This window comes from Paenibacillus oryziterrae (genome assembly GCF_042610485.1).
GTDB lineage: Bacteria > Bacillota > Bacilli > Paenibacillales > Paenibacillaceae > Paenibacillus_AQ.
This window is the reverse complement of the sequence record NZ_JBGJZO010000002.1, coordinates 415,647-428,363: the sequence shown is the minus strand read 5'-3', so window position 1 is coordinate 428,363 and position 12,717 is coordinate 415,647. Positions and strand designations below refer to the sequence as shown.

The 12,717-nt window shown below is 48.1% G+C and carries 9 protein-coding genes; 6 read left to right on the top strand and 3 right to left on the bottom strand.

Features of this window, described 5'->3' with window-relative positions; all coding sequences use genetic code 11:
* Positions 1 to 53: 53 nt before the first annotated feature.
* The 4 genes from ACAN55_RS04250 (at position 54) to ACAN55_RS04235 (ending at position 2,752) form a co-directional block, all read left to right on the top strand.
* On the top strand, positions 54 to 446 hold the full coding sequence (locus tag ACAN55_RS04250; protein ID WP_379128522.1) for a MerR family transcriptional regulator: 393 nt from the start codon (positions 54 to 56) through the stop codon (positions 444 to 446).
* Complete coding sequence (locus tag ACAN55_RS04245; RefSeq protein ID WP_379128520.1) at positions 443 to 1,204, top strand: SDR family oxidoreductase; 762 nt, start codon at positions 443 to 445, stop codon at positions 1,202 to 1,204. The genes ACAN55_RS04250 and ACAN55_RS04245 overlap by 4 nt, the downstream gene beginning before the upstream one ends.
* Before the next feature lie 376 nt (positions 1,205 to 1,580).
* Positions 1,581 to 2,483: an aldo/keto reductase gene (locus ACAN55_RS04240; protein ID WP_379128517.1), complete on the top strand. Its 903-nt coding sequence runs from the start codon at positions 1,581 to 1,583 to the stop codon at positions 2,481 to 2,483.
* 92 nt (positions 2,484 to 2,575) lie between these two features.
* Positions 2,576 to 2,752, top strand: coding sequence for a hypothetical protein (locus ACAN55_RS04235; protein ID WP_379128515.1), 177 nt, complete (start codon positions 2,576 to 2,578; stop codon positions 2,750 to 2,752).
* A 130-nt stretch (positions 2,753 to 2,882) separates the two neighbouring features.
* On the opposite strand, the gene ACAN55_RS04230 is transcribed toward ACAN55_RS04235, so the two are convergent.
* The 3 genes from ACAN55_RS04230 to ACAN55_RS04220 all read right to left on the bottom strand — a co-directional run bounded on the left by ACAN55_RS04230 (position 2,883) and on the right by ACAN55_RS04220 (position 7,036).
* Positions 2,883 to 4,034 (bottom strand): glycosyltransferase, encoded by a 1,152-nt coding sequence (locus tag ACAN55_RS04230; RefSeq protein ID WP_379128513.1) that lies wholly within the window; start codon positions 4,032 to 4,034, stop codon positions 2,883 to 2,885.
* Positions 4,035 to 4,241: 207 nt separating this feature from the next.
* On the bottom strand, positions 4,242 to 6,869 hold the full coding sequence (adhE, locus tag ACAN55_RS04225) for a bifunctional acetaldehyde-CoA/alcohol dehydrogenase (RefSeq protein ID WP_379128510.1): 2,628 nt from the start codon (positions 6,867 to 6,869) through the stop codon (positions 4,242 to 4,244).
* A gap of 32 nt (positions 6,870 to 6,901) precedes the next feature.
* Complete coding sequence (locus tag ACAN55_RS04220) at positions 6,902 to 7,036, bottom strand: hypothetical protein (protein WP_379128507.1); 135 nt, start codon at positions 7,034 to 7,036, stop codon at positions 6,902 to 6,904.
* An 88-nt stretch (positions 7,037 to 7,124) separates the two neighbouring features.
* Between ACAN55_RS04220 and pflB the strand changes: the two genes are divergently transcribed.
* Both pflB and ACAN55_RS04210 read left to right on the top strand, forming a co-directional pair.
* Positions 7,125 to 9,353 (top strand): formate C-acetyltransferase, encoded by a 2,229-nt coding sequence (gene pflB, locus ACAN55_RS04215; RefSeq protein ID WP_379128505.1) that lies wholly within the window; start codon positions 7,125 to 7,127, stop codon positions 9,351 to 9,353.
* Between the two features lie 213 nt (positions 9,354 to 9,566).
* Positions 9,567 to 12,635, top strand: coding sequence for a hypothetical protein (locus ACAN55_RS04210; RefSeq protein WP_379128502.1), 3,069 nt, complete (start codon positions 9,567 to 9,569; stop codon positions 12,633 to 12,635).
* The last annotated feature ends 82 nt before the right edge of the window (positions 12,636 to 12,717 follow it).

Sequence of the window (12,717 nt, the reverse complement as noted above, 5' to 3'; positions counted from 1 at the left end):
TAAGTCGTATGCTAGTTCTGTCGACAAGAACAGAGTTAACGGGAGGCCTCCGGATGAAGTATTATTCCATTGGCGAAGCTGCGGCCAGATTTAATGTACCAGAATCAACACTGCGTTATTATGAGAAAAAAGGGCTGTTGCCTGGGATCGAGCGTGATGAAGCGGGCAGGCGGTTATTTTCGGAGGATCATCTGTCGCTTCTTGGAACGGTGATTTGTCTGAAAAACACAAATATGCCTATAAGCCGCATCAAGCAATATATTGATTGGATCGTAGAAGGTGATGAGACCGTAGCGCTCCGGCTGGAGATGATGAGGGCTCACAAGCAGGCCGTACTGGCCGAAATTTCGTTAATGACCGAATCCATTGAAGGAATCGACTGGAAAATTAACCGTTATGTCAAACGGATGGAAGAAAAAAATGATGAAGGTGAGGAACAACAATGAAGCTATCAGGAAATACGATTTTGATTACAGGTGGAGGTTCCGGTATCGGGCTGGCTTTTGCAGAACGTTTCATACAAATGGGGAACCAAGTGATTGTGTGTGGACGGCGTGAAGCTGTACTTGAACAGGCGAAAGAAAAACTCCCTGGACTCATTACTCGCGTAAGCGATTTGAATCAGGAGTCTGAGCGTGTTGCCTTATTTGAATGGGTGACTGCTAATTATCCGGAAGTAAATGTATTGATTAATAATGCAGGAATCCAGCAGCGGTTTAATGTGCTGAAATCGAAGGCTAAGACCGATTGGGGGTATTTCAATAACGAAATCACAACCAATATCGAAGCGCCGATTCACTTCTCTATGCTGTTTGCTCCATTTTTTGCAGCAAAAGAAGAGGCGGCGATCATTAATGTCACCTCCGGGCTGGCGTTTACGCCGTTTGCGATTGCACCGATTTATTCGGCTAGCAAGGCGGCGCTACATTCTTTTACCATGAGCCTGAGACATCAGCTATCTGATACATCTGTAGAAGTGATCGAAGTTGCTCCTCCGGCGGTGAATACGCAATTAGGCGGAACGGGGCTGCATGTGCATGGGGAACCACTGGATGCCTTCACGGACGGGATTTTCAAGGGGCTTCAAGAGGGAAAACAAGAAATTGGGTATGGTACTTCTGCAGAGCGCCTGCGCATGTCCAGAGATGAAGTTGATCAATACGTCGAGAAGATGTATGAGGCAACCAAAAGCATGATTGAGTAATAAGAATTACGCTTACGTGGCGTTTTATCCGGACAGGCGGTACGGTAGAATACCGCGCTCCAACATAGATTATTAGAAAGAGACCCCGTAGGGTCTCTTTTCATGTTTTAATGGGGCGATTATTTTGGGGAGTACTCATTTTTTTCACTAACTAATAATGAAGTCAAAATAAAGGATAATAAAAAAACGAATGCCGTACAAATGATCTGAAAGATATTATTGTATGGGTCAGGAAAGCTAATGTACTCTACGATCACCCTTTGGAGAAAGAAATATAGTATTTTCAAATTAAACTAGCTTTATCTTTGATATACTTTTTCAAAAGGGTTAGCATGGAATAGATGAATCAAAGGCATACAAGGAGGAAGAAGTGCTAATGAAACACAATCGATTGGGAGCTGCGGACCTTTACGTCAGTGAGATAGGTCTGGGCTGTATGTCTCTTGGGACTGACGAATCCAGGGCTGTTGCTATCATTCAGGAAGCGTTAGAGCTTGGGATTAATTTGTTCGACACTTCAGATTTATATGATAACGGGCGAAACGAGGAGCTTCTCGGCAAGGCAATCAAATCCCATCGCTCCGAGGTCATTGTGGCAACAAAAGTGGGGAATCGCCGGGTACCGGGCAAAGAGGGTTGGATATGGGACCCTTCCAAGGCCTATATTCATTCTGCGGTAAGGGAAAGTCTCAAACGGCTGGGCACCGATTATATCGATTTATATCAGCTGCACGGAGGAACGATTGAAGATCCTATCGAGGAGACGATAGAAGCTTTTGAAGAGCTGAAGCAGGAAGGACTCATTCGTCATTACGGGATATCTTCGATACGCCCGAATGTCATTCGGGAATATGTACAGCGCTCGAATATTACAAGCTTGATGAGCCAGTACAGCATGCTTGATCGGCGTCCTGAGGAGGTGCTTCCGCAGCTTGTGGAGAATCAAATCGGGTTGATTGCGCGCGGTCCGCTTGCCGGAGGCATTTTAACGTCTGGAGGGGCGAACAAGGCAGATAAGGACTATCTGGATTATAGCCGTGAGGAGTTGGCCGGAGTTCGAAGCAGACTTATTGAGCTTGCAGGCGATACGCGTACACTGGCGCAGATTGCGATCCGGTATGTCCTGGATGAACCTGGAGTCAGCGTTGCGATCCCGGGAGCGAGCAGTCTGGAACAGCTTCGGAACAATGTTACTGCTGCGGGCACACCGCTTTCAGCCGGCGAACGGGAGGTCATTCGGACAATAACCAGAGCAAACCTGTATACGGTTCACCGGTGAGTAATAATTCTTACATAGCTCTTCAACATCTTTGTTAATAAACCGTAGTATTATAATTCCAAGGGTTCTATTCAAACACTGGGGGGAATCGAATGGCAGCGAATTGGTGGTTGGCTCTCATTATCATGGTTGTGTTGAACGGAATTTTAATATGGACTTTGTTAACTGGAGAGTCTGTAACCCGAAGAGCTAAAAAGTGGCTTTTTATCGTCGTGAATGGGGTTGGGCTCATTCTTGCGGTCTCTCAATTTTTCTGGATGGATTTTTAAATCGATTCGATAAGCCTACTGGGCTCCATGTGGAGACACAGCTAAAGACACCTTGAAGGGTGTCTTTTTTGTTGGTCTATCCCACAACAGGTGACAACTTAGACCCATTTGCTATAAAGCCACTGTCGGGTTACTCTAGTAGCTTCTCGGACCTCTGCACCATTTCCCGTAACACGTGCGCGACATGGCTTTTTCGTCCGGCGGCTTTCTTTTTTATCCATAGCAGTGATTTTTGGTGTGCTTGGGTGTTGTTTTGCTGATAGAACTGCTTGGCTCCAATTCGCAGTGTTCTCTCGAGCAGCATTGCTGACGAACGTGTGAATTTAGACCGGTATCCTCTGCGCAATACGCGCAGCGTATTTTTGTAAGCCTCCAGATCCTCGGATGGCGGGACAAGCGCCAATAAATTTATGGAGGAGTCATTGAACCCATAGGTTTCGAACATGATTTTTAGATTTTCAATATTTAGAAGATTCCCTCTGAAAGCGTTAGGATGCTCCTGATGATATCCGACAACCTCTTGAATGCAATGAAATCGAACCTTCAGGCGGTGCAGCCTATAGCCCAGGTCCCAATCTTCTAAACCATAGAGTACAAAACGTTCATTGAAACCTTTAATACGATTCAACTGGCTGCGTCGGATGGCTACACAACGAGTCACCAGCAACATCCAGGGAGCTACATCTGTTGCAGCGAATTGTTTTTTAATATTGAGGGGAACCCTTGAGGGGAACACAACTTTGGACAACATATCACTCTGATGAAGGATATCTTCAGGTGTGATTAGCGGAATAATGTCATTCGCTGCTTCAAAGTCCGGATTCCATAAGCCGGTTTGAGTAAGGGTATTCCGGCAATGTTCTTGCTCCTCCGGGGAAAAGTCAGGGTAATAATGGGTATAGGCATCATCCCACGAGTGAGGAATCCCTGAAAGCACGGCTCTTGGATACTTGCGGTGATAGCGGCTCATCGTTCTAAGAAATTCAGGTAACACCAAAAAGTCAGCATCGCAGAAGATAACATATCGCCCTTTCGCGTGCTTTAGCCCTAAGTTTCTAATGGCAGATCGACCGCGTTGTTCCTGATGGAATACATAGATGAGAGAATAGGTTGCCTGGAAGCCTTCGACCATTTCCTTCGTACCGTCTGTAGAACCGTCATCGGCTACAATGACTTCAAAAAGAGGTTTAGGATACGTTTGGGCTTCGAATGAAGCAAGTGTGAGCAGGAGCTGCTGGTTTCGGTTAAAGGTTGGGATGACGATGCTGTAGCGGATAGCCAATAGGATCTCCCCCGATCATTGTTAGAACCCCCTTTAATAGGATGGGTAATAACAATATATTCAATGGCTTTAGCCTGGTCTGGTCAAACACCCTTTAAGGGCTGAAATGAGCTTGGTTTATTAGGGCTTTCATACAAAAAAAGCCTCTCCTCGGTGAATGGTTGATTCGTACAACCATTCGGAGGAGAGGCTTATTTAGCAATGAGACTAGAATCTGCCGTAGAACGCATTCCGGTAAACGTCTGCAAGTTCTTTGACCAGCGGCATTCGTGGGTTGGCTGTGGTACATTGGTCCTCGAACGCGCGATCGGCCAGATAGTCGACCTTGGACTCAAAGTCGGACGGATCGAAGCCAAGATCCTGGAACTTCTCCGGAATAGCGAGCGATTGGTTCAGCTTGCGGATAGCCGCAATCAGACTGTTGACTCCTTCTTCTGTGGTACTGGCAGGGAGTCCAAGCATTCTGGCGATTTCCGCATAACGCTCATCGGCGATAAAATAATTATATTTTGGAAACGATGCGAATTTTGACGGTTTCTGGGCATTATACCGAATGACATGCGGCATAAGAATCGCATTCGTACGTCCGTGTGCCGTATGATATTCCCCGCCCCATTTATGCGCCAAGCTGTGGTTAATGCCGAGAAAAGCATTGGCGAAAGCCATACCCGCGATCGTTGATGCATTATGCATTTTCTCACGGGCTAGCGGATCGGCTGTATGGAATGATTTCTCCAGGTACTGGAATACCAGCTTAATGGCATGAAGCGCAAGTCCATCGGTGTAGTCACTGGCCATGACAGAAACATAAGATTCAATAGCATGCGTTAGTACGTCCATCCCGGTATCCGCCACTGCCGATTTCGGCAGGGAATAGACCAGCTCCGGATCAATAATCGCCACGTCCGGGGTCAGCTCGTAATCGGCCAGCGGATATTTGGTATTTCCTTCTTTTTTATCCGTGATTACGGCAAAGGAAGTTACCTCTGAGCCTGTACCTGACGTTGTCGGGATCGCGACAAATTGAGCTTTGACGCCTAATCGCGGATATTTGTAGACCCGTTTACGGATATCGAGGAACTTCTGTTTGATTGAATGGAAGCTTGTATCCGGGTATTCGTAAAATAACCACATCGCCTTCGCCGCGTCCATGGGCGAGCCGCCACCCAGTGCAATGATGCAGTCGGGCTGGAAGTTCTCCATCATGCGGGTTCCGCGTTCAACGGTCTCTACAGACGGATCGGGCTCGACATCGGCAAAGATCTCAACAGATACAGGCGTGGTACGCTTCCGCAAATAATATTCGATTTTCTCTACGTATCCGAGCTTCACCATCATAGCGTCAGTAACAATCAACACCTTGGAGATGTTTGGCATTTTCTCGAGATACTGCGTGGACCCTTTTTCAAAATAGATCTTAGGCGGGATTTTGAACCACTGCATATTAACCCTCCGGTAGGCGACACGTTTGATATTGATCAGGTTGACCGCAGTTACATTGGAAGTGGTCGAGTTTTTGCCGTAAGATCCGCAGCCTAGGGTAAGTGACGGCAGGTTGGTGTTGTAAATATCGCCAATTGCCCCCTGCGTAGAAGGAGAGTTGACGATGACACGTCCGGTTTGTAACCGTTCCGCGAAGGCCTCAATCACCTTATTGTCCTTGGAGTGAATGACGGAGGAGTGACCCAAACCGCCAAAAGCGACGATTTCAGCTGCGCGATCAATACCTTGTTCGGCAGAGGTTACCTTATAACAGGCAAGAACAGGGCTTAGCTTCTCAGCGGACAGCGGGAAGCTTGTTCCCACGCCTTCCAGTTCGGCGACAAGAATCTTCGTAGTCACCGGTACCTGAAGACCGGCCATCTCGGCAATTTTATGAGCAGGCTGTCCGACAATAACACCATTGACGGCACATTTCTCCCCGGTGATCACCAAACCTGAGACGGCCGCTGTTTCTGTTTTATTCAGAAAATAACAACCGTTGTCTATCATCATTTTGCGAACCTCATCATACACCGGCTGTTCGATGATAACGGCTTGCTCGGAAGCACAGATCATCCCGTTATCGAATGTTTTGGATAGAATAAGATCGGTAACCGCTTGTCTCAAATCAGCCGTTTTTTCAATAAAACAGGGTACATTCCCGGGTCCGACGCCAAGCGCAGGTTTACCAGTGCTGTAGGCCGATTTCACCATTGCTGAACCGCCTGTGGCGAGCACCAGGGCTACATCCGGGTGGTTCATGAGCAGTTGGGTTGCTTCGAGCGACGGATTCTCAATCCACTGCACACAGTGCGGCGGTGCTCCTGCTGCTACAGCTGCTTCCAGCAATGTTTTGGCTGCTTCCGAGCTGCACTTTTGCGCGGAAGGATGGAAAGCAAAAATAATGGGATTCCGCGTCTTCGTGGCAATCAGCGTTTTAAATATCGTCGTGGCCGTCGGATTGGTCACGGGTGTAACACCGGCAATAATGCCGACCGGTTCGGCTACCCGCTGATAATTCTCATACAGATTCTCCTCAATAATCCCGACGGTTTTGTTGTTCTTGATGCTGTTATAAATGTACTCGGAGGCAAAAAGGTTCTTGGTTATTTTATCTTCGTATACACCGCGGCCGGTTTCTTCAACCGCCATTTTGGCAAGCAGCATATGCTTGTCGAGTCCGGCAAGCGCCATAGCTTGCACAATGCGGTCAACCTGTTCCTGATTCATGGAGAGGAACATTTCTAGCGATGCCTTTGCGCGGGTGACTAGGCGGTTAACCTCATCCTGAGCGGATTGCTTTTTCTCGGTCATGCTTTCGTTATCTTCTACCTGGCTTTGTTTAACAGCCATCATTGTCCCTCCCTGGCCTGTACCCGTGGTGGTTACTTATGGGCCTTGTAATCAATAAAGTCCTTGTTAACAAGTACAGTTTTACCTGCTTTCGTGTGATTATGCCCGCTCCCAATCACTACCGTTTCAGGCCGGGTGTAAAAGGCGATATCCCCCATACTATCCATTTTTGTACCTCCTTTATATTCGCCAAGTCGGATCATACTAAGCACATCCCCGCAACCATGACGAGGTATTAAAGGAGGAAACTGAACGATGCAGGCATGGAACGGCTTTAAATCAGGAAACTGGCAGGAAGAGATCGATGTCCGCCAGTTCATCCAGCTCAACTATGAGCCTTATGAAGGAGATAACTCTTTTCTGGCGGGTTCCACGGAAGCAACGCAACAGCTCTGGGAGCAGTTTATGGAGTTGGCGAAGCAAGAACGCGAACAAGGCGGAGTTCTGGATATGGATACGGAGGTGGTCTCCAGCATTATTTCGCATGGCCCCGGCTATTTGAATAAGGAGCTTGAGGTCATCGTGGGCCTGCAAACGGATAAACCATTCAAGCGGGCTCTTCAGCCTTACGGCGGGATCCGCATGGCCAAAAATGCTTGTGAATCTTACGGTTATGAGCTGGACCCGGAAATCGAGCATATTTTCTCGACTTACCGGAAAACACATAATCAGGGTGTATTTGACGGCTATTCGCCTGCCATGAGTCTCGCCAGAAAAGCCGGAATTATCACTGGGCTACCGGATGCGTATGGCCGGGGACGTATCATTGGCGATTACCGGCGCGTTGCCTTGTATGGAACGGATTTTCTGGCTAAAAGCAAAAAAACCGAGCTCTCCTTCTTCGACGAACGCACCATGAGTGAAGATGTCATCCGGGCACGTGAAGAAATCGCGGAGCAGCTTCGCGCTCTTACGGAGCTGAAGCAGATGGCCGCTAACTATGGATTCGATATAACCAGACCGGCGGAGACAGCGCAGGAAGCTTTTCAATGGCTGTACTTCGGGTATCTTGCCGCGATCAAGGAGCAGAACGGGGCTGCGATGAGTTTGGGCCGCACCTCCACCTTTCTGGACATCTATATCGCGCGTGACCTCAAATTGGAGAGGCTAACAGAGCAAGGAGCGCAGGAGCTCGTCGATCATTTTGTCATGAAGCTGCGGATGGTGAAGTTCGCAAGGACACCGGAATATAACGCCCTGTTCAGCGGCGATCCGACATGGGTCACCGAGTCGCTTGGAGGTATTGGACTGGATGGCCGTCCGTTGGTCACAAAGAACACCTTTCGATTCCTGCATACGCTGGAGACACTCGGTCCATCTCCGGAACCGAATCTGACCGTGCTTTGGTCGCACCGGCTCCCGCAGAAGTTCAAGGAATATTGTGCCCACATGACGATTCAGACCAGCTCACTGCAATATGAGAATGATGATTTAATGCGGACTTATTTCGGTGATGATTACGGGATAGCCTGCTGCGTGTCCGCCATGCGGATCGGGAAGCAAATGCAGTACTTTGGCGCCCGGGCGAATCTGGCTAAGGCCCTGCTGTATGCAATTAACGGCGGAATGGATGAGCAGATGAAGGTGCAGATCACCCCACCCATGCGGCCGATTCTGTCAGAGAAACTGGACTTTGATGAAGTGATGGCGGCTTTCGACCATATGATGGAATGGCTGGCCGAGCTCTATATCAACACCTTGAATGTCATTCACTACATGCATGATAAATATTGTTATGAACGCATCGAGATGGCGCTTCACGATCAGGAGACGATGCGGACCATGGCAACCGGGATAGCGGGTCTGTCGGTCGTAACCGATTCGCTCAGTGCTATTAAATATGCCAACGTCCGGCCGGTTCGCGATGAGAACGGTCTTGCTGTCGACTATATCATTGAAGGGGAATATCCGGCTTACGGCAATAATGATGACCGTGCCGATGAGATTGCGATTGACCTCGTCAAACGGTTCTACCGCAAGCTTAAGAAGCATTCGACTTACAGGCAGGCTAGAACCACGATGTCGGTGCTGACGATTACTTCCAACGTGGTGTACGGTAAGCTGACCGGGAATACGCCGGATGGGAGAAAGAAAGGCGAGCCTTTCGCTCCAGGGGCGAACCCGATGCACGGCCGGGACAAGAAAGGGGCAATTGCTTCATTGGCCTCTGTAGCGAAGCTTCCTTATGAGTACGCCTTGGATGGCATATCGAATACGTTCTCGATTATCCCGGGAGCGCTTGGGAAGAATGAAGGGGATCGGGTCCGTAATCTGACCGCGCTGCTCGACGGGTATACGGAGGCTGACGGTCATCATTTGAATATCAATGTCTTTGATACCAAAACCTTGCTGGATGCGATGGAACATCCGGAAGAGTATCCGCAGCTCACGATACGAGTATCCGGTTATGCGGTGAATTTCATCAAACTGACCAGAGAGCAGCAGCTTGATGTTATCAGCAGAACCTTCCATGAGAAAATCTGACGGAGGCCGGTTAATTGGACGATTAAGAAAATTCAGATTACGCTAACGCCAGCTGAGACACCTTCACAGGTGTCTTTTATATTATATAGCGGTAGAGTCTCTCTACTAATTACTGACAAAAGTCGTCAAATCCATTATGCTAACAATGCAGAAAAAATTGACAAGGCAGGAAGGAGTAGGAATGGTTTGGTGAAGCATTTGAAAGTAAAAGTTATGATTATTTGGATTTTCATTGGGGTGTTGATGTCCTCCCAAGTCTATCAACCGCATTTCTTGCAGGCAGCGGATGCAGCCGGATCAGATCAGGCTCCTGTGGTTACCCTCCAGAAAGTTGCGGCATCATTTGAGCAGTCATACGCCTTGGATACCAAAGGTGAACTATGGGCATGGGGCGCATACCAAAGCTTTATGTTCGGAGGATTAAAAAATCCGAAGTATATTGATTTTTTCAAAGGTAAAAAGATCAAGGATCTGCAGACGGGATACAATTCGGCGACGGTCCTGCTGGAGGATGGTACGGTTTGGGTCCGGGCGGAGGGAGGTTCCTCCAAAGAGCTGTTCGGACAGGTTCCAGGGCTGACAAGAATTCAATCTATCGGGACAGCTCCCTACTATACATATGCGCTTGATTCAGACGGTAAGGTTTGGATGTGGAACGGGTATGCTCCAGACTCTTATAACTTTGAGAAGCCTAAGGTCATATCGGAACTGGAGCACATTATTCAGTTGACGGGCGACTATGCAGTCACCGCTGAAGGTACCGTATGGTACTTGGGGATGGGACGCAAGGAAGATGCAAGAAAGCTTGAGGGACTTACAGATGTACGCCAAATAACCGTAGGGAACTTGAATCAGACCGGTTATGCCTTGAAGAAGGACGGCACCGTTTGGGCATGGGGGAACCCGAATCTCGAAACGTTGAAGCTCCCTTATTTGCGAACGGGTAGTAAGGAATTTTTCAAAGCGGTTCAAGTCTCTGGCATGGAGAACGTCAAGGAACTTGCCGCAGGCTTTCACCACTTCCTGATGCTCAAAGAAGACGGAACCGTCTGGGCTTGGGGTCAGAACGATAAGGGACAGCTCGGTACCGGGAATACTGAAGACTCAGTAGAACCCAAGCAGGTAAAGGGCTTATCCGACGTCGAGTCCATATTCAGCGGGTACCAAACGGATCATTCTTTTGCAATTCTTAAGGATCAAACCGTATGGGGCTGGGGAAGCAATTCGGAAGGTGAAACGGGAACGGATTCCAAGACCGTTGCTGTGAAGATCCCTGCTCAGGTGATGTTCGCTCCGGTTGCTGAAAAGGCGACCGATCATTTTACTTACAATTTCTTGGGTGGAAAAGGAAACAACATCGATTCGGTGGCAAGCAATGGTACGGGTACGATTATTGCGGTCGCATCCTCCAGCTTGCTCATTTCCAGCGACAACGGTGAGCACTGGGCCAAGAATCAGATACCTGCTTCAGACAATTTTTCGATGGTTAAGCATACAGGGAACAACTTTTACTTCTGGACCTATAACACAAGTGATCCCAAGATATTCCAGTCTAAAGACGGTAAACAATGGACCCCTCTTAATCTGGAAGGACCGGACGGTGCATTGACCCCGAGAAATGTATTCCTGTTAAGAAACCAATATGTGATGGCGGCAAGCTATGATGCAGACAACCACACTTACGTATTCACCTCAACCGACGGAATCGACTGGAAACAGACAGGTATCATACCTTCTGATAAGATTTATGAAATCTTATGGAATGGGGCAAGATACACGGCCATTTCAAGCGGGTACCGCTATTACGGAAGCGCGAAGGAGCGGAATCAGTTCGTCATCGACAGTTCGGATAAGCAAGCTGGAGAATTGGTTGTTTATACCTCTAACGATCTGTCGGGATGGACTCAGCAGTCGGGTACTGTCAAAAGCTCGTTGACTTATAGATTCACCGTGAACGGTGTTCCGGTCAAAAACTATGATGTAAATCTTATGGAGCCAGTGGCGAATGGGATCATAACGCTCTACGATTCGTACGGAAATGTTCTGACATCCAAGGATGGAATTACCTTTACGTTGAAGCCAGGTCCTGAGGTGTTTGATAAGCTGTATGAACGGGGAGAAATGATTCAGAACGGGAACCAGTATTTCATCTTTGGCGGGTTCTGGCGGGATGAAATTGCGGTGTTGACGTCTAAAGATAAGATTCATTGGAGTCAGGTTAAAATCAAGAATATTTCTCTGGCGATGAGAGTGATCAAATCGGGCGGCAGATTCGTAGGGTTCGGCCAAGGTGGACAGATTGCGTTATCCACGGACGGAGTGAATTGGAAGATCATACGGCCGGCTTTGATCACTCAATCCATGAATCAAGTGATCAAGGCTAATGGACGTTATACGATTATAGGTGGAGAATTTTCTTATAACGTTCCTATGATATTATCCAGCAAAGACGGAAGCACATGGTCCAAGGTGTTGTCCTCGGACCGGTTCAAGACAGGACCTGAGGATGACATTCAGTCGGTTGAATGGAATGGGAAGCTGTACGTAGCTGTCGGCGGGGCGTACACGTACACTTCCAAGGACGGAGTGAAATGGCAGAAGCAAACGACGGCTACAGGTTTGAATCTAAAGAAAGTGGTTTGGACTGGTACCCGTTTTGCGGCGCTGGGGGTATCCAATAGTATAAATAATAAGAAATACGTAGTGTATTCATCAACCAACGGAGTGAACTGGAAGGTATCACTCAGTACTACGAGTGTCCTGTCGGACCTTGCCGCTCACGGCGGCACATTGGTTGCAGTTGGCTCCAAGAATCAGCAGGGACTGGCTATGAGCAGCAAAGACTTGACCAAGTGGCAGGAGAAAACGTTCGTTTTAGGCAGTAACAACAAGGATTGGAAGACAGGGATGAGTTCCGCTTCCTTTGATTATGATGCAAGGGTCACCTTTGCAGGTGTGCAATGGGTAAATGACCGCTTCCTGATCATGTCGGATATGATCTATAGCTCGAAGGACGGAGTGAACTGGTCGACGATAAAGGGTAACTACGACCAGTTCATTAGTGAACGGCTTGAAGCCAACAGCAGCGGTCGAATCCTGTGGACAGGCAAGGATTACCGCTACTACAAGAACCATATTCTCGGTGTCTCTAAGGATTTGATATCATGGAAGTTCTACGAGAACGAAGACATGTTCTCAGTCAATCATATGATCTGGACAGGAACGGATCTATTGGCTGTCGGTTCGGACGGATTACTGGTCCGGATCAAGGATAAGCCCTAAACATCAAAAGCCCAATTACCCGGAATACCCAGGTAATTGGGCTTTTACATTTATACCATAAGCCTAGAAAGGAAGCGAACGA